Here is a 22,626-nt window from a genome sequence, read left to right as displayed (position 1 = left end):
CCGCTACACTGAACGGGCCTCCTACGTGGCGCTATCCTCAGGAACTCCCCCAGGTCGGAAACGAAGCAAGGGTACTGGGGCTCTAGCGGGTGCGTAGGGGGTCTTTTCATGTCTGCGCGCCTGCGAGGCGTGTCGCGCCGCCTCCGCGCGGGCCTCGTCGAGAATGCAGAAAGTGGGGCTTCCGATGAACGGAAACCCCACTTCGTGCGCTCTCGGCGCGTGGCGTGCGGCGCGATGCGCGTCGCGGTGCCGCGCCGGGCGGCTAGTGCTGGTCGGCGAGACGCTGCTGCGCCTCGATGATGAGCTGCTCCGCGTCGGCAGCGTTCCCCCACGCGTCGACCTTGACCCACTTGCCCGGCTCGAGATCCTTATAGCGCTCGAAGAAGTGCTCGATCTCCTTGCGGGTGTACTCGGGAATGTCCTCGACGTCCTGGATGTGCTGCCAGCGCGGATCCTTGTGCTGCACCGCGATGACCTTGTCGTCGCCGCCGGCCTCGTCGCTCATCTTGAGCACACCGACCGGGCGCACCTTCACACCGACTCCGGGGAAGACGGGGTAGTCGAGCAGCACCAGCACGTCGAGCGGATCGCCGTCCTCGCCGAGGGTCTCCTCGAAGAAGCCGTAGTCGGTCGGGTACACGAAACCGGTGTAGAGCACGCGGTCGAGATAGACCCGGCCCGTCTCGTGGTCGACCTCGTACTTGTTGCGGCTCCCCTTCGGGATTTCGATCACGGCGTCGAATGCAGCGGCCATGCGCGCTCCTCATCTGTTCGGGGGCGCGGTGCGCCCGGCGTGTCATGCTGGCACCAGGGTACCGGAGGAAGCCGGGCGACCGCCCCTCCGCGGGGTACCGTGGTGAGGTGACGAAACTGCCCCCGCTCGACCCCGCGGTCGCCGCCACGCGCCGAGCGGTGCGGCGCGCGCTCCGGGGGCGCGGCGAGCGTCGGGTGATCGTGGCGCTGTCGGGCGGCGCGGACTCGCTCGCGCTCGCCGCCGCGACGGCGTTCGAAGCCCCCAGGCTCGGCATCGTCGCGGGGGCAGTGGTGGTGGATCACGGTCTCCAGCAGGGCTCGGACTCCGCGGCCGCGGCCGCGGCCGCGCAGGCCCGGAAACTGGGTCTGGATCCCGTCGAGGTGCGATCGGTCGTCGTCGAGTCCGGCGGCGGGCCGGAGTCCGCCGCGCGGACGGCACGCTACGCCGCGCTCGCGTCTGCCGCAGCAGCAGCGGGGGAGGGGTCGCCGGCGCTGATCCTGACCGGGCACACCCGCGACGACCAGGCCGAGCAGGTGCTGCTCGCGCTCGCGCGGGGGTCGGGCACGCGCAGCATCGCCGGTATTCCCGCCATCGGATCGGCCGAAGGGGTGCCGGTGCTCCGCCCGTTCCTCGACGAGGCGTCGGAGGTGACGCGCGCCGTGACCGTGGCCGCGTGCGCGGCGCAGTCGCTCGAACCCTGGAGCGATCCGCACAATCGGGATGCGGTCTACGCGCGGGTGCGGGTGCGGGAGCGGATCCTGCCGCTCATCGACCGAGAGCTCGGCCCCGAGGTGCGCGGAGCGCTCGCACGATCAGCCGATCTCGCCCGGGAGGACGCCGATGCACTGGATGCGATCGCGTCCGTCACGGTCGACCGCCTGCTCGCAGCCGCCGGCGGGCATGCGGTCGAGGCTCCGGAGATGACGGTGCGCGTGCCGGTGCAGGTGCTGCTCGCGGAGCCTGCGGCGATCCGCAACCGGATCATTCGCGGCGTTTCCGCTGCGTTCGGCGGGTATCTCGGACGCGAGCATACGCGTGCGGTCGCCGCGCTCGTGACGGACTGGCGCGGCCAGAAGCCGGTCTTCGTGCCCGGCGTCCGCGTCACGCGGCGTGCGGAGGAGCTGGTGTTCGCACGACAGATCGGGTCACCGAGGGACTGACGGCTCGGGTTCGATCCGGTGGCGACGGCGCGGCGACCCCCGCGGCACGCGTACAGTAGATGCATGGATTCGCATCAGCTGGGGGACAACCTCTCCGCCATTCTGCACACCGAAGACGAACTCCGCTCGCGATTGGCGGAAATGGCTCGCGAGATCGAGGTGGATTACGCGGGCAACCCGCCCCTCCTGGTGGGGGTGCTCAAAGGCGCGGTCATGGTGATGGCCGACCTGGCGCGCGAACTGCGCTTCCACGCGCAGATGGACTGGATGGCGGTCTCGTCATACGGCGCGAGCACCAAGTCGAGCGGTGTGGTCCGGATCCTCAAGGATCTCGACGCGGATATCACCGGTCGCGATGTGCTTATCGTGGAGGACATCATCGACTCCGGACTGACGCTGTCGTGGTTGAAGGAGAACCTCGAGAGCCGCGGCGCGAAGTCGGTGCGTATCTGCACGATGCTCCGGAAGCCCGAGGCGCTCAAAGTCGAGGTGGATGTGGCGTACGTCGGCTTCGACATTCCGGTCGAGTTCGTCGTGGGGTACGGTCTGGACTTCGCAGAGGACTATCGCAACCTGCGTGATGTCGCGGTTCTCGCGCCCCACGTGTACGGCGGCGAATAGTCCGGATCCGCGCTCCGTCGGCGCCGTTCGCGACCGGCGGAACGCTCCGCCTCCGGTATTTGGCGGAATCACAGGGCGGTGACGGGGGTCCGGGCTACTCTGGAACGGATCACGCAGCCCGCGCATCGCGTCGCGGCGGCACAGCGCGCACGCAGAAAGGCCCGCACTTTGGCTGAACAGGCTGAAACGCCCTCGAAGACCCGCAAGCTCTTCCGGGGGCCGCTGCTCTACCTGCTGATCGCACCGATCATCGTGCTCGTCGGGTGGATGCTGCTGTCCGGCAGCGGTTCGCGAGAGATCACGACGCAGCAGGGACTCGAACTGCTCGGCGACGGCGGGGTGCAGTCCGTAGAGATCATCGACGGGGACCAGCGCGTCAATGTCGATCTGACGAAAGTCGATGACGACTACGGCACCGATCAGGTCTACTTCTACTACGTGAGCCAGCGCGGCGACGACGTGATCGATGCGGTCACCGCATCCGATCCGAAGGACGGGTTCACCGACCAGAACCCGCAGCCGAATCCGCTGTGGTCGCTGCTCGGATTCCTGTTCCCGCTGCTGCTCATCGGACTGCTCATCTGGTGGATGATCTCGTCGATGTCCGCCGGCGGCGGGCGCGGGGTGATGCAGTTCGGGAAGAACAAGGCGAAACTCGTCAACAAAGAGATGTCGCAGGTCACCTTCGCCGACGTCGCCGGTTCGGATGAGGCCGTCGAAGAGCTGCACGAGATCAAGGACTTCCTGCAAGACGCCTCGCGGTTCCAGGCCGTCGGTGCGCGAATCCCGAAGGGCGTGCTGCTCTACGGACCTCCGGGAACGGGCAAGACGCTGCTGGCACGCGCCGTCGCCGGCGAAGCCGGTGTCCCCTTCTACTCGATCTCCGGCTCCGACTTCGTCGAGATGTTCGTAGGCGTCGGCGCGAGCCGGGTGCGCGACCTCTTCAAGGAGGCGAAGGCCAACTCGCCCGCCATCATCTTCGTGGACGAGATCGACGCGGTCGGCCAGCGACGCGGGCAGGGCATGGGCGGCGGCCACGACGAGCGCGAGCAGACGCTGAATCAGCTGCTCGTCGAGATGGACGGGTTCGATCCGAAGACCAACGTGATCATGATCGCGGCCACGAACCGGCCCGACATGCTCGACCCGGCGCTGCTGCGCCCGGGACGGTTCGACCGGCAGGTCGGCGTCGACGCTCCGGATATGCCCGGCCGACTGAAGATCCTCGAAGTCCACTCGAAGGGCAAGCCGCTCTCGCCGAACGTCGACCTCGACACCGTCGCCCGGAAGACCCCGGGGTTCTCGGGCGCCGATCTCGCGAACGTGCTGAACGAGGCTGCGCTGCTGACCGCGCGGTCGAACGCGCAGCTCATCGACAACCGCGCGCTCGACGAGGCGATCGACCGCGTGATCGCCGGCCCGCAGCGGCGTACCCGCGTGATGCGCGACCACGAGAAGCTCGTCACGGCCTACCACGAGGGCGGTCACGCACTGGTGGCGGCGGGGCTCAACCACACCGATCCGGTGACGAAGATCACGATTCTTCCGCGTGGCCGCGCGCTCGGGTACACGATGGTCATTCCGCTCGAGGATAGGTTCTCGGTCAGCCGCAACGAGCTGCTGGATCAGATCGCGTACGCGCTCGGCGGTCGCGTCGCCGAGGAGCTCATCTTCCACGACCCGACCACCGGGGCGGGCAATGACATCGAGAAAGCGACGAGCACGGCGCGCAAGATGGTGACCGACTACGGCATGTCCGCATCCGTCGGACCGGTGAAGCTGGGCCAAGCTCAGCAGGGCGCCTTCCTGGGCGAGTTCGGGCAGAGCCGCGACTACTCGGAGGGCATCGCCGTCTCGGTGGACCAGGAAGTCCGCGCCATCATGGAGCAGGCGCACAACGAGGCGTACGAGGTGCTGACGAAGAACCGTCACGTGCTCGACCGCCTCGCCGCCGAGCTGCTCGAGAAAGAGACGCTCGATCACCGGCAGATCGCGACGATCTTCTCCGACGTCGAGAAGCTGCCGCAGCGACCCGTCTGGCTGTCGCACCCCGACCGGCCGGTGCTCGACCAGAAACCGCCGATCGCGATGCCCGAGGCCGCGCGCACCGACGATCTCGGAGCAGCGGGTCCGGACGCCGCAGGAGAGACTCAGCCCCCCGAGGGCGGGTTGATCGTCGGACCCGAGGTCGGCACCGCCCCGCACGCGCCCGAGCCGGAAATCGGCGGCGACCCCGACCCGCGGTAAGCTCACGATGACGAACATCGAGGTGCCCGGCAACGTCCGGGTCATGGGCGTGCTGAACGTCACGCCCGACTCGTTCAGCGACGGCGGACGTTTCATCGACGCCGATCGCGCGATCGAACGGGCGCGGGCGCTGAGCGTGCGGGGCGCGGACATCATCGACGTGGGCGGAGAGTCCACACGTCCCGGGGCCGAGCCGGTGAGCGCGGCCGAGGAGTGCCGGCGGGTGATCCCGGTCGTCCGCGCGCTCGCCGCGGACGGCGTGCACGTCTCGATCGACACGATCCACGCCGAGACCGCGATCGCGGCCATCGAGGCCGGGGCACGAATCGTCAACGACGTCTCCGGCGCGACGTTCGACCCGCACATGCTCGACGCCGTCGCTGCGACGCGGACTCCGAGCGGGCAGCCTGCGGCCATCGTGCTTGGGCACTGGCGCGGCGTCCCCGATCCCGACCATCAGCGCTCCGATTACGACGATGTCGTGGACGATGTCGTGAACGGCCTGCGCGCGCAGGCGCAGGCCGCGATCCGCGCCGGCATCGCTGCCGACCGGATCGTGCTCGATCCCGGTCTCGGATTCGACAAGACCGGTGCGCAGTGCTGGGAGCTCCTGCGACGGTTCCCCGAGCTCGCCGCACTCGGGTTTCCGGTGCTCATCGGCGCCTCGCGCAAGCGCATGCTCGCCGAGACGCTGCGGGGGGTACCCGAGTCGGCCCGTGACCTCGGTGGTCTCGAGCACGAACGCGATCTCGCAACGGCCGTCGTGAGCGCTCTCGCCGCCCGTGCCGGTGCGTGGGGGGTCAGGGTGCACGACGTCGCCGGCACCGTGCAGGCGCTCGCGGTGGAGCGCGCCTGGGGAGCCGGGCCGGATCGGGAAGACGCACCGACCGCCGACCGCCCGCGCTCCGGCGTCAGCGCTGACCGCGCGACCGATCGCATCACGCTCACCGGGCTCGAGGTGTTCGCGCATCACGGCGTGTTCGACTTCGAGCGCGAGCAGGGGCAGACCTTCATCATCGACGCCGAGGTGCGCCTCGATCTTCGCCCGGCGGCGGACGGTGATGCGCTCGGCGCGACGGTGCACTACGGCGAACTCGCCGAAGCGATCGACGCCGCGGTGCGGCGGGACCCCGTCGACCTCATCGAGACGGTCGCCGAGCGGGCGGCGAACGTGGCGCTCGGCTTCTCCGGGGTGCGGTCGGTGCGCGTGACGGTGCACAAGCCGGACGCGCCGATCGAACTGACGTTCCGCGATGTGTCGGTCACGGTGGAGCGATCGTCGGACGGAGCCGTGCGATGATCGCCCGCATCGTTCCGGTGCTCGTGGCGTTCGGGGCGAACCTCGGTGATCGGGGAGAGACGATCGAGCGAGCCGCGCATGCGCTGGCGCAGACACCTGGGGTGTCCGATCTGGTGCTGTCGCCGCTGCGCGAGACGGTGGCGTTGACGGAGTCGGGGCCCGATCCGGAGGCCCCCGCCTACCTGAACGCCGTGGCGTCCGCGACGACCACACTGACGGCGCACGAATTGCTCGATCGCATGCAGGCGATCGAGACCGATCACGGTCGCACCCGCGACATCAGATGGGGTGACCGCACCCTCGACATCGACCTCATTCTCTTCGGCGGCGGCGCCGTGCGCGATGACCGGCTGACCGTGCCGCACCCGCGAGCGCACGAGCGCGACTTCGTGCTCGCGCCGTGGCTCGATCTCGACCCCGATGCGGTGCTCATGGGGCACGGGAGAGTCAGAGACCTCCTCGACCGGATCGGCGACACCACGCGTCCGCTCACCCCGACCGCATCGGTCGAGCCGTCGAACGGCCACGATGACTAGCGGACAGCGAGCGACCTCTCCGCTCGCGACCCTGGCATTCGCGGTGAGCGGTCTCGGCATCGGCCTGCTGCTCCACGTCACGCGTGCCTCGCGCGGCTTCGCGCTCTTCGTGCCGCCGCTGTCGTTGCCCCTCACGCTGACCGCGGTCGCGATCGCCGTGCTCGTCATGGCGGTGATCCTGCGACGCAGGGTGACGCGGGACACCGGTGGCAACGTCGATCCGTTCGCGGCGGTCAGGATCCTGGCGGGCGCACGCGCCAGCCAGTTCGCTGGCGGCCTGTTCGCCGGGTTCGGGGTCGGATTGCTGGTCCCGGCGCTGCTGCGCACGGTGGTCCCCGCCGCGTCGGCGTGGGGGCCCATGGCGTGCGTCGCCGGCGCCGGACTGGTGCTGCTCATCGCCGGCGTGATCGCCGAGCGCCTGTGTCGCGTGCCGCCGGGCGATGGCGACGCGCATGACGGGCCGGGCGACGGAAGCCCCGAGAGCGGGCCGGTAGACCAGCCGGCCTTCCGCGATTCGGCGCGCTGAGCGCGGGACCGCAGCCCTGTGCGGCGTCGGTCCACGCCGGTATGGTGGTGACGTGAGTGCAACAGGGAGTGACCCCATGACCGGCCGGGAATCCGGCACCGCGGCCGGAACGGGAGCGAACGCGGCCGAGTGGCCGATTCCCGACCACGAGTGGAAGCGGGTGTCGTCGAAGTACGCGGTCGCCGATCTCGTGACCAACCTCATCCTGGTGCTGGTGGTGATCGCGGTCGGTGTCGTCGTGCTGGTCGTCGCGGACGAACCGGCACCGTGGGTGCTCGCGGGCATCGGGGTGCTGTCGCTCGTCCTGCTCGTGAACGCGGTGCTCGCCTTCCGTCGTGTGAAAGCGATCGGCTACGTGCTGCGCGACGATGATCTGCTCTTCCGCCGCGGCATTCTCTTCGAGCGCGTCATCGCCGTCCCCTACGGCCGATTGCAGCTCGTCGATGTCACCCGTGGGCCGCTGCTGCGCGCGCTGGGGCTCGCGACGCTGAAGTTCGTGACCGCGTCCGCGGCGACCGGTGTGCATCTGCCCGGGCTGCCGATGGCCGATGCGGAGACCTTGCGCGACCGTCTCGTGGAGCTCGCGGAGACCCGGCGGTCGGGGCTGTGAGCGACCAGTCCGAGGTTCCGGACGACGAGCAGGGGACGATCGCTCCGGCGGCCGAGGCCCTGCCCGGCAAGGCGGACAGCGCGGGATGGCGCCGCATGCACCCCCTCACTCCGCTCATGCAGGGCGGTCTCGCGCTGCTCGTGATCCTCGGCATCATCATCGCCAACCTCCGTGAGATGCTCATCGAGCTGTTCGTCGGGGAGTCGTACTCGGGTGGCGGACCCGAGGAGCTCATCGAGACGGTGATCGCCGAGGGCATGCTCGGCATCGGGATCGCCGCCATCTTCGGACTGATCCTGGTGATCGTGCTCTTCTCCTGGCTGAGCTGGCGGGTGCACACCTACCGCATCACCGGAGAAGCGGTCGAGAATCGCTCGGGGATCCTGTTCAAGAAGCACCGTCGGGCCCCGCTCGATCGCATTCAGAGTGTGAATCTGCAGCGACCGCTGCTGGCGCGCATGCTCGGTCTCACGAAGATCGACGTGCAGACCGGCGGCGCGGGCGGCAAGGTCGAACTCGCGTACCTGGGGCACCGTGACGCGAAGACGGTGCGCGAGCAGATCGTCCGATCTGCCGCGCGATCGCAGGGCGACGACCCGTCTGAGAGCGCACCCGAACCGGTGCACGACGCGGCTGCCGTGCCGACCGGCGATCCGGTCGGTGCCGTCGGATACGACGGCACCTCGTACGGCGAGGCCCATGGTGCGTTCGACCGGCGCGTGCAAGAGTTCGCCGACTTCGACATCGACGCCTCGGCGCGTCGCTCCGGCGTGCTGGTCGCCGTGCCCGTTCCGCGGTTGATCGGCAGCATTCTGCTGAGCTGGGAGATGCTGTTCACCGTCGCCGTGCTCATCGCGATCGTGGTGATCGCGATCGTGCGGTCGCCAGGGGCGCTCGTCGGTCTCATCCCGCTCGCCCTCGTCATGGTGGGGCTCATCTTCGGGCAGTTCAACAAGGGCTTCAACTTCACCCTCACGCGGTCGCGCGAGGGAATCCGTACGAGTGCTGGTCTCACGGCGACGAACACCGAGACGATTCCGCTCGGCCGCGTGCACAGCGTGGAGGCGATGCAGCCGCTCGGGTGGCGCATCTTCGGCTGGTGGAAGGTCAGGATCAACGTCGCCGGCTACTCCGTCTCACAGGGTGGCCAGAACAGCAACCGCAATATCGTGCTGCCGGTCGGCCGTGTGGAGGACGCGGTGCGCGTGCTCGAAGCGCTCCTGCCCGACGCGTTCGACGAGCAGCACCCGCTGCGTGACGCTCTGGTCGGTTCGGGTGAGGGGTACGTCCGCCCCGGCACCCGGTCGGCCTCGGTGCTCTGGTTCGCCCGTCGGCGTGCCGGCGTGCAGCTCGTGGCCCAGAGCCGCAACGACGAACGAGCCACCCTCCGCATCCGACGCGGTGCGCTGACCCGTTCGCTCATCGTGGCGCCCCTGCTGCGGACGCAGTCGGTGCAGCTCAGGCGACCGCTCGTGCACCGCATGCTGGGGCTCGCGTCGATCCAGACCCACACCGTGCTCGGCCCGATCGGTGTCGAAGCCCGCGGTCTCGCCCTCCCGACCGCCCGCGCGTTCTTCGACGAGCTCGCCGGCACCGTCGTGCGGGTGCAGAGCGGTGAGGCCGATCGACGCGAGGCCGAGCGTCTCGCCGAGGCCTCCGCCCCCGACGCCGGGACGGAGCAGCGGTGACCCCGGCGCCGCAGCAGTCCCGACTCGGGGTCGGGATCATCGGCGCCGGACGCGTGGGTCCGGTCCTGGGTCGCGCTCTCGCGGGCGCGGGTCACGCGATCACCGGCATCTCGGCGCTCAGCGAACAGAGCCGTGAACGCGCCGAGTCCATGCTGCCGGGCGTCCCGGTGCTCGAGGTGCCCGAGATCGTCCGCAGGTCCGAGCTCGTGCTGTGCGCGGTCCCGGGGGATCAGCTGCCCGGGCTCGTGCACGGGCTCACCGAAACGGGCGCGTGGCAGCCGGGTCAGATCGTGATGCACACGTCCCCAGAGCACGGCTTTCGCGTCTTCGAGCCGGCCCTCGCGAACGGCGTGATCCCGCTCGCACTGCACCCTGCCATCGTCTTCACCGGCACGAGCCTCGATCTCGCGCGACTCGCCAACGCGATGGTAGCCGTGACGGGACCGACACCGGTGCTGCCGATCGGACAGGCCCTCGCCGTCGAGATGGGTGCCGAACCGGTCATCATCGACGAGGCGGATCGGCCGGCCTATGCCGAGGCCGTCGCCGCAGCCGAACAGTTCTCGCGCGCGGTCGTGCGCCAGGCGACCGAAGCCATGCGCGGGTTCGGCGTCGATCGACCGGACCGTGTCGTCGGCGGCATCGTCCGTGCGGCGATCGAGGAGGAGCTCATCTCGGCGGAGACCGCCGGGCCGTCCGCGCCGAACCTCGACGGGTAGACTTGTGCGGTACGCCGACCACACGGAGGACCCCGCCCACATGAGCGATCAGACCACGCCAGAGCGCATCGATACCGAGAGCTTCGAAAACGAGGTCTTCGAGCAGAAGCAGGTGCGACTCGACAAGCGGGAACGGCTGAACGCCGACGCGGATCTCGCCGGAGGAGCCTACCCGGTGTCGGTGCCCGTCACGACGACGATCCCCGCGGTGCGGGCGCAGTGGGCCCACCTGACCGAGACCCCCGACAGCGCGTCGGGAGAGACGGTGGGACTCGCGGGTCGTGTCGTCTTCCAGCGCAACACCGGCAAGCTCTGCTTCGCGAGCCTGCAGTCCGGCAGCGGCGAGCGGATCCAGGCCATGGTGAGCTTGGCCGAGGTCGGTGAGGAGTCGCTCGCGCGGTTCAAGGATCTCGTCGATCTCGGTGATCATCTGTTCGTCAGCGGCGAGGTCATCTCGAGCCGCCGCGGGGAGCTGTCGATCATGGTGCGCGACTGGCAGATCGCGGCGAAGGCGCTCGCGCCGCTGCCGAACATGTATGGCGAGCTGAATGAGGAGACGCGGGTGCGCCAGCGCTACCTGGACCTCATCCAGCGCGATCAGGCGCGCATCAACGTGCGCGCTCGCGCGGCCGCGATGGCCAGCCTGCGGCAGACGTTCGCCGAGCGGGACTACATCGAGGTCGAGACTCCAATGCTGCAGACGATGCACGGCGGTGCGTCCGCCCGCCCGTTCATCACCCGGTCCAACGCGTTCGACACCGAACTCTACCTCCGGATCGCACCCGAGCTGTTCTTGAAGCGTGCGGCCGTCGGCGGGCTCGAGCGCGTCTTCGAGATCAACCGCAACTTCCGGAACGAGGGCGCGGACTCGACGCACAGCCCCGAGTTCGCGATGCTCGAGGCGTATGAGGCCTACTCCGATTACCAGGGCATCGCAGACCTGACGCAGGCGCTCGTGCAGAACGCGGCGCTCGCCGCGAACGCCGGCACCGACCGCGCGGGATCGCACACGGTGCTCTGGGCCGATGGCACACTGTTCGACCTCGGCGGCGACTGGGATCGCATCTCGATGTACGGCACGCTTTCGGAGGCTGCCGGACGCGAGATCACCCCGGAGACCTCCGTCGAGGAGCTGCTGGCGATCGCTGATGCCGAAGGGGTCGAAGTGAAGCTGCCGAACCACGGCAAGCTGGTCGAGGAGCTGTGGGAGCACTTCGTGAAGGACGGCCTGACCCGACCCACATTCGTCATGGACTTCCCGGTCGAAACGAGCCCGCTCACGAGGCACCACCGCTCGATTCCGGGCGTCGTCGAGAAGTGGGACCTGTACGTGCGCGGATTCGAGCTGGCCACGGGCTACTCCGAACTCGTCGACCCCGTCGTGCAGCGCGAGCGATTCGTCGAGCAGGCGGCGCAGGCGGCGCGCGGCGACGACGAAGCGATGCGCGTCGACGAAGAGTTCCTCCGCGCCCTCGAGCACGGCATGCCGCCGTCGGGCGGTATGGGCATGGGCATCGACCGGTTGCTCATGGCGCTCACGGGCCTCGGCATTCGCGAGACGATCCTCTTCCCGCTCGTCAAGTAGGGGTCGGTCCCTGCGGTGCTCCCAGGCGGGTGCCGTACTCTGGTCGCATGGACAACTGGTGGCTGAACGCGGTCTGGTCGATCACGCCGACCGTGCTCATCGGCATCTTCTTCTTCGTCGTCATGCGTCTCATCCTGCGCGCTGATCGTACGGAGCGGCGCGTGTATCGCGAGATGGAGGCGCAGGAGCGGGAGCGCATGGGCCTCCCGCCGCGCACCGAGAAGCCGACAGCGTCCGACGCGCGGAGCTGATCTCTGCGCGTCTCCGCGGCCTCCTGCCCGGTACAGTTACGGGAGGAGTTGATGATGGGCTGACGGAGAGGGCGCCATGGAAGCGATCGGGGCGGCAGTCGCCGACTGGTCGTGGAGCTGGGCGCTCGTTCCGGTCTTCATCGACCTCGTCATCCGTGTGGTCGCGCTGTTCGTCGTCCCCCGCAACCGGCGTCCGACGTCGGGTATGGCGTGGTTGCTCGCCATCTTCTTCTTCCCGATCCCCGGCCTCATCCTCTTCCTGATCATCGGCAGCAACCGTCTGCCGAAGGGACGGGTGCAGAAGCAGGAGGCGATCAACGAGCTCGTCGCCGAGATCGCGGCGCGGGAGGAGGAAGCGCTCGTCACACGGGCCATCGACCTTCCACCGGGCGTCTTCGGGGCGGTCAAGCTCGGACGCTCGCTGGGCGCGCAGCCCATGCTGCGGGGCAATCACGCCCAGCTGCATACGGACTACGAGGGCTCGTTCGCAAGCATGGCGGAGGCGATCCGCACCGCTCGCACCTACGTGCACATCGAGTTCTACATCCTCGTCTTCGATGCGACGACCGAGGTCGTCTTCGACGCCCTCGCAGAGGTGCGCAGGCGCGGAGTCGAGGTCCGTGTACTGCTCGATCACATCTCCTCGGTGCGCAACCCCGGCATGAAGCGCACGGCCGACAAGCTGACGGAGCTCGGGGCGCAGTGGTCGTACATGCTGCCCGTGCGCCCGTGGCGCGGCGAATACCAGCGTCCCGATCTGAGAAACCATCGCAAGATCGTCGTCGTCGACGGCGAGGTCGGATTCATGGGATCCCAGAATCTCGTAGACTCGAGCTACAACAAGCGGTCGAACCGCCGCCGCGGACTGCACTGGAAAGACTTGATGGTGCGGGTCGAGGGGCCCGTGGTCCTCGGCCTCGAGGCGGTCTTCCAGGGGGACTGGTTTCTCGAGACCGGCGAGTACCTCGAGCACCTCGCCGAGAACCAGATCGCCGTGCCCCAGCCGGGCGACCTCGACTGCCAGATCGTGCCGAGCGGCCCCGGGTACGTGAGCGAGAACAACCTCCAGGTATTCGTGGCCCTCATGTACACCGCGGTGTCGCGGATCAGTATCACCAGCCCGTACTTCGTTCCCGACGGCTCGATCATGAACGCCATTCGTGCCGCAACAGGACGCGGGGTGCACGTCGAACTCTTCGTCTCCGAGATCGGGGATCAGCCGGTCGTCTATCACGCGCAGCGCTCCTACTACGAGGAGCTCCTGCGCGCCGGCGTGCGCATCCACATGTTCCGCCCGCCCTACATCCTCCACTCGAAGCACTTCACCGTCGACGACGAGGTGGCGGTCATCGGCTCATCGAACATGGATCAACGATCCTTCGGCCTCAACATGGAGGTCTCCATGGTGGTGCACGGCACGGAGTTCGTGTGCGAGCTCGACGAGGTGAACGACTACTACCGCGAGAATTCACGGGAGATGACGGCCGAGGAGTGGGCGAGACAACCGCTCAGGTGGCAGCTCATGGACAACCTCGCGCGACTCACGTCGGCACTGCAGTAGCGGGCCCGCCCGCGGGCGTCACGCCTGCGGCGAACACGCACGCAAACTCCGCACGCGGCACGTATTCTGGTTTCCATCGGCTGAGGTCGCACCGTCGACGAACCCAGCCGCGGGAGGTTATTGATGTTTGAGAGATTCACCGACAGGGCTCGCCGTGTCGTCGTCCTCGCCCAGGAAGAGGCGAAGATGCTCAACCACAACTACATCGGCACCGAGCACATTCTGCTCGGGCTGATTCACGAGGGTGAGGGCGTTGCCGCCAAGGCGCTCGAGCAGCTCGACATCTCGCTGGACGCCGTCCGCGAGCAGGTGACCGACATCATCGGCACCGGTCAGCAACCGCCGGCGGGGCACATCCCGTTCACCCCGCGCGCCAAGAAGGTGCTGGAGTTGAGCCTGCGCGAAGCCCTGCAGCTCGGTCACAACTACATCGGGACCGAGCACATCCTGCTCGGCCTCATTCGTGAGGGCGAGGGTGTCGCCGCTCAGGTGCTCGTGAAGCTCGGGGCAGACCTGAACCGTGTGCGCCAGACCGTGATTCAGCTCCTCTCCGGCTACCAGGCCGGCAAGGAGTCCGTCGCGGTCGGCGGCGGCGAGCAGCCCGAGGGCAACACCAAGGGCTCGCAGGTGCTCGACCAGTTCGGTCGCAACCTGACGCAGGCCGCCCGTGAGGGCAAGCTCGATCCGGTCATCGGCCGCGAGAAAGAGGTCGAGCGGGTCATGCAGATCCTCTCGCGCCGCTCGAAGAACAACCCGGTGCTGATCGGTGAGCCGGGCGTCGGTAAGACGGCCGTGGTCGAGGGCCTCGCGCAGGCGATCGTGAAGAACCAGGTGCCCGAGATCCTGAAGGACAAGCAGGTCTACGTGCTCGACCTCGGATCCCTCATCGCCGGAAGCCGGTACCGCGGCGACTTCGAGGAGCGCCTGAAGAAGGTCACCAAGGAGATCCGCAACCGCGGCGACATCATCATCTTCATCGATGAGATCCACACGCTCGTGGGCGCCGGTGCTGCCGAGGGCGCGATCGACGCGGCGAACATCCTGAAGCCGATGCTGGCGCGCGGCGAGCTGCAGACCATCGGTGCGACGACGCTGGACGAGTTCCGCAAGCACTTCGAGAAGGATGCCGCGCTCGAGCGCCGCTTCCAATCGATCATGGTCAACGAGCCGTCGATCCCGCACTCGATCAACATCTTGAAGGGGCTGCGCGATCGGTACGAGGCGCACCATAAGGTCTCGATCACCGACGGTGCGCTCGTCGCCGCGGCGAACCTCGCCGATCGCTACGTGCAGGATCGGTACCTTCCGGATAAGGCGATCGACCTGATCGACGAGGCGGGTGCCCGCCTGCGTCTGTCGATCCTCTCGAGCCCGCCAGAGTTGCGCGAGTTCGATGAGAAGATCGCCGTCGTCCGCGCCGACAAGGAGCAGGCGATCGAGAACCAGGACTTCGAACTCGCCGCGAACAAGCGCGACGAGGAGAAGAAGTTGATCGCCGAGCGCCTGCAGCTCGAGAAGCAGTGGCGCAAGGGAGACGTGGCGACGAACGCCGAGGTGGATGAGGGTCTCATCGCCGAGGTGCTGGCACAGGCCACCGGGATCCCGGTCTTCAAGCTCACCGAGGAGGAGACGAGCCGTCTGCGCTTCATGGAGGATGCCCTGCACCAGCGGGTCATCGGCCAGGACGAGGCGATCTCGGCGCTCGCGAAGACGATCCGTCGTCAGCGCGCCGGCCTCAAGGATCCGAAGCGTCCCTCCGGTTCGTTCATCTTCGCCGGCCCGACCGGCGTCGGCAAGACGGAGCTCGCCAAGGCGCTCGCAGAGTTCCTGTTCGATGACGAAGACGCGCTGATCTCGCTCGACATGTCGGAGTACGGCGAAAAGCACACCGTCTCACGTCTGTTCGGTGCTCCTCCGGGGTTTGTCGGCTTCGAAGAGGGCGGCCAGCTCACGGAGAAGGTGCGTCGCAAGCCGTTCTCGGTGGTGCTGTTCGACGAGATCGAGAAGGCCCACCCCGACATCTTCAATTCGCTGCTGCAGATTCTTGAAGAGGGACGTCTGACCGACGGTCAGGGTCGCGTGATCGACTTCAAGAACACCGTGATCATCATGACGACGAACCTCGGTTCGTCGGCCATCGCTGGCGGTCCGGTCGGGTTCCAGATCGAGGGCGACAGCCAGGTCGGGTACGACACGATGAAGGGCAAGGTGAACGAGGAGCTGAAGAAGCACTTCAAGCCCGAGTTCCTGAACCGTGTCGATGACACGATCGTGTTCCCGCAGCTGTCGAAGGACGAGTTGCTGCAGATCGTCGACCTGTTCGTCAAGAACCTGCGCGAGCGTCTCTACGATCGCGACATGCGCATCGAGATCTCGCTTCCGGCGAAGGAGCGTCTCATCGAGGTCGGGTACGATCCGACGCTCGGCGCCCGTCCGCTGCGCCGCGCCATGCAGCGCGAGATCGAGGACCTGCTGTCGGAGAAGATCCTGGGCGCCGAGCTGCTCGCCGGTGACCTGGTGAAGGTCGACTTCGTCGACGGTGCCTTCACCTTCGAGACCGACCGCTCGGGTGAAGCCTCGCAGGAGTCCGGCACCGCGTCGTCCGCCGCGGCCGTCGCGTCGACCGCCGCCACCCCGGGCACGGGGGAGTAGCGCGAGACGCGCACGCCGAACCACGACAGGCCGTCACCTCCGGGTGGCGGCCTGTCGTGCTCTCTCATGCCGGACGATTCTCAGGGACCGCTCTTCCGCGTTCGTCCACCCGGACGTACGATGAAGCATGGAACGCAAAGCGGTGACACCGACCGGCGGTATTCGTCTCGAGATGCTTCCGGGCACCGGAGAGGGCATCGCGGTCGACGCGCTGATCGACGACTTCTTGCACGGCGACATCATCGGCTCGCTGCACGAGTTGCACGAACCGCACCGCGACGATCACCCGGGGCACGACCTCGGCTCGCATCGCTGACGCGGCAGCGCTGACCCGTCGACGCGCATGCGTCGACGTCACACGGTCAAGCGGCGAGCGGGTCAGCCGCTAGGCTGGAGCGCATGTCCGTCAGCTCTCCCGTGCGCATTCGTCCGGCGCGCACCTCAGACATCCCCCAGATGGTCGAGCTCATGTCTCCGCTCGTCGACCGACGCATCCTGCTCGGAAAAGATCTGGTGGTCCTCTACGGAGACGTGCCCGAGTTCCTCGTCGCCGTCGATGACGCCGATCGCGTGATCGGGTACGGAGCCGTGCACGTCATGTGGGAGCGACTGGGTGAGGTCCGCACGCTCGGGGTGTCCGAGCAGTGGTTGGGACGCGGCATCGGGCACCAGCTGCTGGCCGCGCTGGAGCAGCGGGCCCGCGATCTCGGTCTCAGCCAGTTGTTCTGCCTGACGTTCGAGGTGGACTTCTTCAGCCGCCATGGGTTCTCCCCGGTCGAGGAGGACGCCGAGCTCGTCGCCGCTGAGGTATATGCCGAGCTGCTGCGTTCCACGGATGAGGGCGTCGCCGAGTTCCTCGACCTGGCGCGAGTGAAGCCGAACACGTTGGGAAACACGCGCATGCTGAAGCATTTGGACGCCGAAGACGCACGCGGCTGAGCGCTCCTGCGCGTGCCTGACCGCCGTTTCGATGTGACAGGGTTACGCTGACGCTATGTCGACGTTGCGCAACCCCGTGGGGCCGAAGGATCGGAAGGTCTACATCCGGCGGCGCCTCCTGGTGCTCGCCGGGATCGTCGCCGTCATTGCGGTGATCGTGCTGATCTTCCTGCGTCCCGGCGCCAGCGGCGGCGCCGGGGGCGCGTCGGAGGTCAGCGTGCCCGACGACATCGTGGGTGAGGAGACGGCGACGCCCGAGGGCGAGGTCCCGGAGTGTGGGAGCGGTGCGATCACCGTGACGCCTGCGACCGATCAGGCGAGTTACGCCGACGGCGAGCAGCCGGCGCTCTCGATGACCATCGAGAACACCGGTGACGAGGTGTGCGCCGCCGACCTCGGTACGGCGATGCAGGAGTTCGAGATCACGAGCGGCGACGACGCGGTCTGGCGGTCGAAGGACTGCCAGGAGGATCCCGAGCACTTGAACGTCGAACTGCAGCCGGGTGAACCGCTCGAAACCGAGACGGTGGCCTGGGACCGGACGCGCTCGAGCGCGGAGTCCTGCGATATCACGCGCGATCCGGTCCCCGCAGACGGCTCCTCGTATCATCTGAAGGTGAAGGTGGGCGACTTCGCTGGCAAGGACACCGCTCAGTTCCTGCTGTATTGACGGGTGAGGGACCGAGACCGAGATGAACGTGAAGGACGGTGATTCGACCGTGGGATCCGGTGCGCTATCGGGTGTGCGGGTGGCCGACTTCTCGCGCGTGCTCGCGGGACCGTACGCCACCATGATGCTCGCCGATCTCGGGGCCGACGTGATCAAGATCGAGAGCCCCGACGGCGACGGGACGCGGCAGTGGGCGCCTCCGGTGAACGCCGCGGGCACCAGCACGTACTTCGCGGGGGCGAACCGGGGGAAACGATCCGTCGTGTGCGATCTGCGCGACCCCGATGGGGTGCGCCGCGCTCGCGAGCTGGCGGAGACCGCTGATGTCGTCATCGAGAACTTCCGTCCGGGGACCATGGAGCGGTTCGGCCTCGACTACGACGCGATCGCCGCCCGGAATCCCGGTGTGGTCTTCTGCTCCATCAGCGGCTTCGGAACCGCGGGCGGCGCCGACCTGCCCGGCTACGACCTGCTCGTGCAGGCGGTCGGCGGGCTCATGAGCATCACCGGAACCCCCGACGCCGATGGGGGAGCGCCGACGAAGGTCGGGGTCGCGCTCGTCGACATTCTCACCGGGCAGAACGCGGTCATCGGCATTCAGGCGGCACTGCGAGCCCGGGATACCCCGGGTACCGCGCAGAGCGGGCGCGGCCAGCGGGTCTCCGTCACGCTGCTCGGGTCCCTGCTCTCCGCGCTCGCGAATCAGGCGTCGTCGACGCTCGAGACCGGGGTGTCTCCTGAGCGCATGGGCAACGCGCACCCGTCGATCGCGCCCTACGAGACGCTGCGCGCCGCAGATCAGCCCATCGCGGTCGCCGTCGGCACCGATGCCCAGTTCACCCGGCTCTGCGAGGCGATCGGCGCGCCCGAACTCGCGATCGACACGAGGTTCGCGACCAATCGGGACCGCGTCGCGCACCGCGACGCCCTGCGCGAGATGCTCGAGACGCGTCTCGCGACAGGAAACGCCGACACATGGATCGACCGTCTCACCGCGCTCGCGATCCCCGCCGGTCGGGTGAACTCCGTGGGGCAGGCGCTCGATCTTGCGGCGTCGCTCGGGCTCGATCCCGTCGTGTCGCTCGAAGCTCCGGGAGCCGACGGGGCCGTGCACGTCGTCCGCTCGGTCGCGAACCCCGTCGACCTGTCTGCGACCCCGGCCGACTATGTGCTGCCCCCGCCCGCTCTGGGCGCCCACGATACCGACGGGAACTGGCGAACGCCTCCCGTCCAGAACATGAAGGAATGCCATGACGACGACCGTTGACGCCCTCTTCGATATCTCCGCGCTCGTGAGTGATGAGGAGCGGGAGTGGCAGATGCGCGCGCGCGACTTCGCGCAGACGCGCATCCGACCCATCATCGACCAGGCGTTCGAGGATCGTCGGCTCCCGGTCGAATTGCTGCCCGAGGTCGGCGAGCTCGGCGCATTCGGCATGTATCTGCACGGGTACGGTCTGCCTGGCGCGTCGTCCGTCGCCTACGGTCTCGTGGCGATGGAGTTCGAGGCCGTCGATTCGGGGTTCCGGACGGCGCTCTCGGTGCAGGGGTCGCTCGTCATGGGGGCGATCTGGAAGTTCGGTTCGGAGGAGCAGAAGCAGACATGGCTGCCGCGCATGGGACGCGGTGAGGCGATCGGTTGCTTCGGGCTCACCGAGCCGCAGGGCGGCTCCGATCCGAACACCATGCTCACGAGCGCGCGACGCGACGGAGACGAGTGGGTGCTGAACGGTGCGAAGCGCTGGATCGGTCTCGCGACCATCGCCGAAGTCGCGGTCATCTGGGCGAAAGACGAGGAGGGTGTGGTCCGCGGCTTCGTCGTCCCGACCGAGACACCGGGCTTCACCGCGACGGCGATCGAGAACAAGCTCTCGATGCGGGCATCGCTGCAGTGCGAGATCGAACTGACGGATGTGCGGTTGCCCGCGGACGCGATGCTCCCGGAGGCCCGCGGGCTTTCGGCGCCGTTCAAGTGCCTCAACGAGGCTCGGTACGGCATCGTGTGGGGGGCGATGGGGGCGGCGCGCGATTGCCTCGAGGTGGGTGTCGAGCGCGCGCAGACCCGGGAGGTGTTCGGCACGCCGATCGGTGGCAAGCAGCTGACGCAGGCGAAACTCGCGGACTGCTTCGTCGAGTACGAGAAGGGGCTGTTGCTCGCCTTGCATCTCGGGCGACAGAAGGATGCCGGCACGCTCACGCACGGGCAAATCTCCGTCGGCAAGCTCAACAGCGTGCGCGAGGCGATCGCGATCGCCGGGACCGTGCGATCGATTCTGGGCGGCGACGGCATCACCAGCGAGTTCCCGGTGATGCGACACATGGCCAACTTGGAATCGGTGCGTACCTACGAGGGGACCGACGAGGTGCACCAGCTGGTGATCGGCCGCGAGCTGACCGGTCTCGCGGCGTTCTGAGCGCGACTCAGCGGGCGGGTGCGCGTTCTTCGTGCGCCCACCCGGGCAGGCATGACGAGATCGCGCGAAGCAGCGACGGGCGATCACTCGATCCTGCGCGAAGCCAGGCTTCGACGGTGCCAGCGACCCCGGAACCGACGAAACGGGCCGTGAGCGCCGGATCGCTTTCGAATGCGAGGACAGCGCCGTCGTGCGACTCCATGAAGTGCGCCACCGCATCGGTGAAGTGCTCGCTCAGGACATTGGAGACGACGCCGTCGAGCGGCTGCTCCACGGCGGTCGCGTACACATCGGTGAACCGGGCGATGTGATCGAAGGTGTCGCCGAGCAGTTTCTCGATGACGGTCGCGAGTGACGCGGCACCCGAGACCTCGCGAGCGCGGACCACGGCGAGGTCATCGCGGAGCGGCGCAGCGAGCGCCTCGTTCGGCGACATGTAGTGCTTGTAGAAGGTAGCGCGGTTGATACCCGCCTCGGCAGCCAAGTCAGACACCGTGATTGCCGAGACGGCTCGCTCTGAGGCGAGTCGGGTCGCGGCCCGGTGCAGTGCTGCTCGAGTTCGAACCACTCTCGCATCAGTCATGGACCCAGCTTAGCCACCGTTGCGAGGGCCATTCTGGCAGCCCCGGAGTTCAGAGTGAAGACACAGTCTCCACATTTCTGACCTCCGAAGTAAACGATCGGATGAGCCGTCGAGCGGCGTCGCTCCGCAGACGCCCGGGCGATTTCGGCGGCGGCATTGCGCATCTGGGCAGTGATGCAAAGAAATTATACGACCTTGGTGCCAACGGTTCAGTGTCGAATCGGTGAAGATTGCATGTCACCCGGAATTCACTTCGGCGAACTGGGCAGCCCGGGCATGTCGCGCCGGTCGCTCTGCCTCCGCGGCGTAGCGTAAGCCCTGTCCAGGTCTTGCTCCCCCGGTCCAGAAGGAGTCCTCATGGCGGACACCACCCCCACCACCCCCGCACCTCGGGTCTGCACGTACGTGCTCGACACCTCAGTGCTGCTCGGCGATCCGAGCGCTCCGCAGCGGTTCGCGGAACACGAGGTCGTGATCCCCGTCGTCGTCGTCACCGAGCTGGAGAAGAAGCGCCACGATCCCGACCTCGGGTACTTCGCGCGTCGCGCACTCCGGTTCTTGGACGAGCTGCGGGTTCGTCACGGTCGTCTCGACCTTCCGGTCCCCGTCGGCGACGACGGCGGCACGCTCAGGGTCGAGCTCAACCATGGAGCGGATTCAGGACTCCCGCGCGGGTTGCGCTTGGGGGACAACGACACCCGGATTCTCGCCGTCGCGCACAACCTTGCCGCTGAGGGCGCCGATGTGACCGTCGTCTCGAAGGATCTGCCAATGCGGGTCAAGGCGGCGGCGATCGGCCTCGGCGCCGATGAGTACCTCGCCGAGCAGATCGGCGATGACGGGTACACCGGCATCGTCGAGGTCGGCCTCGCGGAGGATCGCATGGCGGACCTCTGGAGTGAGGGCAAGCTGCCCGAAGCACAGGAAACCGCCGGGGTGCCGATCGGCACGGGACTGATCCTGACCTCTCAGCGCGGATCAGCACTCGGTCGGGTGACGGCGGACCGATCGCTCGCGCTCGTTCGGGGCGACCGGGAGGTCTTCGGCGTCTCGGGGCGGAGCGCCGAGCAGCGACTCGCCATCGACCTGCTGCTCGACCCGAGCGTCGGGATCGTCTCGCTCGGCGGTCGTGCCGGAACCGGAAAGTCGGCGCTGGCGCTCGCCGCGGGGCTCGAAGCGGTGCTCGAGCGGCGACAGCACCGCAAGGTCATGGTCTTCCGGCCCCTGTACGCCGTCGGCGGGCAGGAGCTCGGCTATCTGCCGGGCGATCAGCAGGAGAAGATGAACCCCTGGGCTGAAGCGGTGTTCGACACGCTCGGCTCGATCGTCTCGGAGAACGTGCTCGATGAGGTCGTCGCCAGGGGACTGGTGGAGGTGATGCCGCTGACGCATATCCGCGGGCGCTCCCTGCACGACGCCTTCGTCATCGTGGATGAGGCGCAGTCGCTCGAACGCGGCGTGCTGCTGACCATGCTGAGCCGCATCGGCCAGAACTCGCGGGTGGTCCTCACGCACGATGTGGCGCAGCGGGACAACCTCAGGGTAGGGCGCCATGACGGGATCGCCGCGGTGATCGAGAAGTTGAAGGGGCACGCGCTCTTCGGACACGTCACGCTCACCCGGTCCGAACGCAGTGCGATCGCGGCACTGGTCACGGAGGTGCTCGAGGATCACGCCGGCTGAAGCTCACGATCGGGGCTGACGATCGGCGCCTCGACAAGAGCGTTGCGCCGACTCGACGTTCATTGATGTACGACACGTAGAGTGTCCTCGTGACGCTCCTCTCGTGCTCCCCCGAGCCGACCGGGAG

The 22,626-nt window shown here is 68.0% G+C and carries 21 protein-coding genes and 1 other RNA gene; 20 read left to right on the top strand and 2 right to left on the bottom strand.

Annotation, left to right across the window (positions count from 1 at the left end; genetic code table 11):
• Positions 1–12: 12 nt before the first annotated feature.
• An RNA gene (ffs, locus tag J4H85_RS13375) (signal recognition particle sRNA small type) lies at positions 13–109 on the top strand.
• A gap of 153 nt (positions 110–262) precedes the next feature.
• Here the strand turns inward: ffs and ppa are convergent.
• Positions 263–754: an inorganic diphosphatase gene (gene ppa / locus J4H85_RS13370; RefSeq protein WP_208240665.1), complete on the bottom strand. Its 492-nt coding sequence runs from the start codon at positions 752–754 to the stop codon at positions 263–265.
• A 116-nt stretch (positions 755–870) separates the two neighbouring features.
• Here ppa and tilS point away from each other — a divergent pair, with 116 nt between their 5' ends.
• From tilS to J4H85_RS13280, 18 genes are all read left to right on the top strand, one after another.
• Positions 871–1,914: a tRNA lysidine(34) synthetase TilS gene (gene tilS / locus J4H85_RS13365; protein WP_243893854.1), complete on the top strand. Its 1,044-nt coding sequence runs from the start codon at positions 871–873 to the stop codon at positions 1,912–1,914.
• A gap of 63 nt (positions 1,915–1,977) precedes the next feature.
• Entirely contained in the window at positions 1,978–2,535 is a 558-nt protein-coding gene (hpt, locus tag J4H85_RS13360) for a hypoxanthine phosphoribosyltransferase (protein ID WP_208240653.1), read from the top strand.
• 168 nt (positions 2,536–2,703) lie between these two features.
• On the top strand, positions 2,704–4,782 hold the full coding sequence (gene ftsH, locus J4H85_RS13355; RefSeq protein ID WP_208240651.1) for an ATP-dependent zinc metalloprotease FtsH: 2,079 nt from the start codon (positions 2,704–2,706) through the stop codon (positions 4,780–4,782).
• A gap of 7 nt (positions 4,783–4,789) precedes the next feature.
• Positions 4,790–6,082: a dihydropteroate synthase gene (folP, locus tag J4H85_RS13350; protein ID WP_243893838.1), complete on the top strand. Its 1,293-nt coding sequence runs from the start codon at positions 4,790–4,792 to the stop codon at positions 6,080–6,082.
• Positions 6,079–6,618, top strand: a complete 540-nt coding sequence (gene folK, locus J4H85_RS13345; protein WP_208240649.1) for a 2-amino-4-hydroxy-6-hydroxymethyldihydropteridine diphosphokinase — start codon at positions 6,079–6,081, stop codon at positions 6,616–6,618. Before folP ends, folK begins: the two co-directional genes overlap by 4 nt.
• Positions 6,611–7,144 carry a DUF3180 domain-containing protein gene (locus tag J4H85_RS13340; RefSeq protein WP_208240646.1) on the top strand — a complete coding sequence of 178 codons (534 nt, stop codon included), beginning with the start codon at positions 6,611–6,613 and terminating at the stop codon, positions 7,142–7,144. Before folK ends, J4H85_RS13340 begins: the two co-directional genes overlap by 8 nt.
• Before the next feature lie 76 nt (positions 7,145–7,220).
• On the top strand, positions 7,221–7,754 hold the full coding sequence (locus tag J4H85_RS13335; RefSeq protein WP_208240645.1) for a PH domain-containing protein: 534 nt from the start codon (positions 7,221–7,223) through the stop codon (positions 7,752–7,754).
• A complete protein-coding gene (locus J4H85_RS13330; RefSeq protein WP_208240636.1) occupies positions 7,751–9,442 on the top strand; it encodes a PH domain-containing protein in 1,692 nt (563 codons plus the stop codon). The genes J4H85_RS13335 and J4H85_RS13330 overlap by 4 nt, the downstream gene beginning before the upstream one ends.
• Complete coding sequence (locus J4H85_RS13325; RefSeq protein WP_208240634.1) at positions 9,439–10,161, top strand: Rossmann-like and DUF2520 domain-containing protein; 723 nt, start codon at positions 9,439–9,441, stop codon at positions 10,159–10,161. The genes J4H85_RS13330 and J4H85_RS13325 overlap by 4 nt, the downstream gene beginning before the upstream one ends.
• Before the next feature lie 40 nt (positions 10,162–10,201).
• Positions 10,202–11,746, top strand: coding sequence for a lysine--tRNA ligase (gene lysS, locus J4H85_RS13320; protein ID WP_208240632.1), 1,545 nt, complete (start codon positions 10,202–10,204; stop codon positions 11,744–11,746).
• A gap of 47 nt (positions 11,747–11,793) precedes the next feature.
• A complete protein-coding gene (locus J4H85_RS13315; RefSeq protein ID WP_208240630.1) occupies positions 11,794–11,997 on the top strand; it encodes a hypothetical protein in 204 nt (67 codons plus the stop codon).
• Positions 11,998–12,073: 76 nt separating this feature from the next.
• Complete coding sequence (gene cls, locus J4H85_RS13310; protein WP_208240628.1) at positions 12,074–13,558, top strand: cardiolipin synthase; 1,485 nt, start codon at positions 12,074–12,076, stop codon at positions 13,556–13,558.
• A gap of 123 nt (positions 13,559–13,681) precedes the next feature.
• Positions 13,682–16,210 carry an ATP-dependent Clp protease ATP-binding subunit gene (locus J4H85_RS13305; protein WP_208240626.1) on the top strand — a complete coding sequence of 843 codons (2,529 nt, stop codon included), beginning with the start codon at positions 13,682–13,684 and terminating at the stop codon, positions 16,208–16,210.
• Positions 16,211–16,337: 127 nt separating this feature from the next.
• Positions 16,338–16,526, top strand: a complete 189-nt coding sequence (locus J4H85_RS13300) for a hypothetical protein (protein ID WP_208240624.1) — start codon at positions 16,338–16,340, stop codon at positions 16,524–16,526.
• A gap of 83 nt (positions 16,527–16,609) precedes the next feature.
• Complete coding sequence (locus J4H85_RS13295; protein ID WP_208240622.1) at positions 16,610–17,149, top strand: amino-acid N-acetyltransferase; 540 nt, start codon at positions 16,610–16,612, stop codon at positions 17,147–17,149.
• Positions 17,150–17,204: 55 nt separating this feature from the next.
• Positions 17,205–17,819, top strand: coding sequence for a hypothetical protein (locus J4H85_RS13290; protein WP_208240621.1), 615 nt, complete (start codon positions 17,205–17,207; stop codon positions 17,817–17,819).
• 22 nt (positions 17,820–17,841) lie between these two features.
• On the top strand, positions 17,842–19,086 hold the full coding sequence (locus J4H85_RS13285) for a CaiB/BaiF CoA transferase family protein (protein ID WP_208240620.1): 1,245 nt from the start codon (positions 17,842–17,844) through the stop codon (positions 19,084–19,086).
• A complete protein-coding gene (locus J4H85_RS13280; protein ID WP_208240619.1) occupies positions 19,070–20,233 on the top strand; it encodes an acyl-CoA dehydrogenase family protein in 1,164 nt (387 codons plus the stop codon). The genes J4H85_RS13285 and J4H85_RS13280 overlap by 17 nt, the downstream gene beginning before the upstream one ends.
• 7 nt (positions 20,234–20,240) lie before the next feature.
• Here J4H85_RS13280 and J4H85_RS13275 read toward each other — a convergent pair whose 3' ends face one another.
• Complete coding sequence (locus J4H85_RS13275) at positions 20,241–20,816, bottom strand: TetR/AcrR family transcriptional regulator (RefSeq protein WP_208240618.1); 576 nt, start codon at positions 20,814–20,816, stop codon at positions 20,241–20,243.
• Positions 20,817–21,173: 357 nt separating this feature from the next.
• Between J4H85_RS13275 and phoH2 the strand changes: the two genes are divergently transcribed.
• Complete coding sequence (phoH2, locus tag J4H85_RS13270) at positions 21,174–22,499, top strand: RNA 5'-3' helicase PhoH2 (protein ID WP_208240617.1); 1,326 nt, start codon at positions 21,174–21,176, stop codon at positions 22,497–22,499.
• The last annotated feature ends 127 nt before the right edge of the window (positions 22,500–22,626 follow it).

Origin of the sequence: Leucobacter tardus, assembly GCF_017583045.1 — a bacterium.
GTDB classification, from domain to species: domain Bacteria; phylum Actinomycetota; class Actinomycetes; order Actinomycetales; family Microbacteriaceae; genus Leucobacter; species Leucobacter tardus.
The sequence above is the reverse complement of the archived record's forward strand: the minus strand, read 5'-3'. Positions and strand labels throughout refer to the sequence as shown.

Bases quoted from the DNA above. Each gene is read 5' to 3' on its own strand.
- ppa (WP_208240665.1), bottom strand. From the start codon at position 754: ATGGCCGCTGCATTCGACGCCGTGATCGAAATCCCGAAGGGGAGCCGC.
- hpt (WP_208240653.1), top strand. From the start codon at position 1,978: ATGGATTCGCATCAGCTGGGGGACAACCTCTCCGCCATTCTGCACACC.
- folP (WP_243893838.1), top strand. From the start codon at position 4,790: ATGACGAACATCGAGGTGCCCGGCAACGTCCGGGTCATGGGCGTGCTG.
- folK (WP_208240649.1), top strand. From the start codon at position 6,079: ATGATCGCCCGCATCGTTCCGGTGCTCGTGGCGTTCGGGGCGAACCTC.
- J4H85_RS13340 (WP_208240646.1), top strand. From the start codon at position 6,611: ATGACTAGCGGACAGCGAGCGACCTCTCCGCTCGCGACCCTGGCATTC.
- J4H85_RS13335 (WP_208240645.1), top strand. From the start codon at position 7,221: ATGACCGGCCGGGAATCCGGCACCGCGGCCGGAACGGGAGCGAACGCG.
- lysS (WP_208240632.1), top strand. From the start codon at position 10,202: ATGAGCGATCAGACCACGCCAGAGCGCATCGATACCGAGAGCTTCGAA.
- J4H85_RS13315 (WP_208240630.1), top strand. From the start codon at position 11,794: ATGGACAACTGGTGGCTGAACGCGGTCTGGTCGATCACGCCGACCGTG.
- cls (WP_208240628.1), top strand. From the start codon at position 12,074: ATGGAAGCGATCGGGGCGGCAGTCGCCGACTGGTCGTGGAGCTGGGCG.
- J4H85_RS13305 (WP_208240626.1), top strand. From the start codon at position 13,682: ATGTTTGAGAGATTCACCGACAGGGCTCGCCGTGTCGTCGTCCTCGCC.
- J4H85_RS13300 (WP_208240624.1), top strand. From the start codon at position 16,338: ATGGAACGCAAAGCGGTGACACCGACCGGCGGTATTCGTCTCGAGATG.
- J4H85_RS13295 (WP_208240622.1), top strand. From the start codon at position 16,610: ATGTCCGTCAGCTCTCCCGTGCGCATTCGTCCGGCGCGCACCTCAGAC.
- J4H85_RS13290 (WP_208240621.1), top strand. From the start codon at position 17,205: ATGTCGACGTTGCGCAACCCCGTGGGGCCGAAGGATCGGAAGGTCTAC.
- J4H85_RS13285 (WP_208240620.1), top strand. From the start codon at position 17,842: ATGAACGTGAAGGACGGTGATTCGACCGTGGGATCCGGTGCGCTATCG.
- J4H85_RS13280 (WP_208240619.1), top strand. From the start codon at position 19,070: ATGACGACGACCGTTGACGCCCTCTTCGATATCTCCGCGCTCGTGAGT.
- J4H85_RS13275 (WP_208240618.1), bottom strand. From the start codon at position 20,816: ATGACTGATGCGAGAGTGGTTCGAACTCGAGCAGCACTGCACCGGGCC.
- phoH2 (WP_208240617.1), top strand. From the start codon at position 21,174: ATGGCGGACACCACCCCCACCACCCCCGCACCTCGGGTCTGCACGTAC.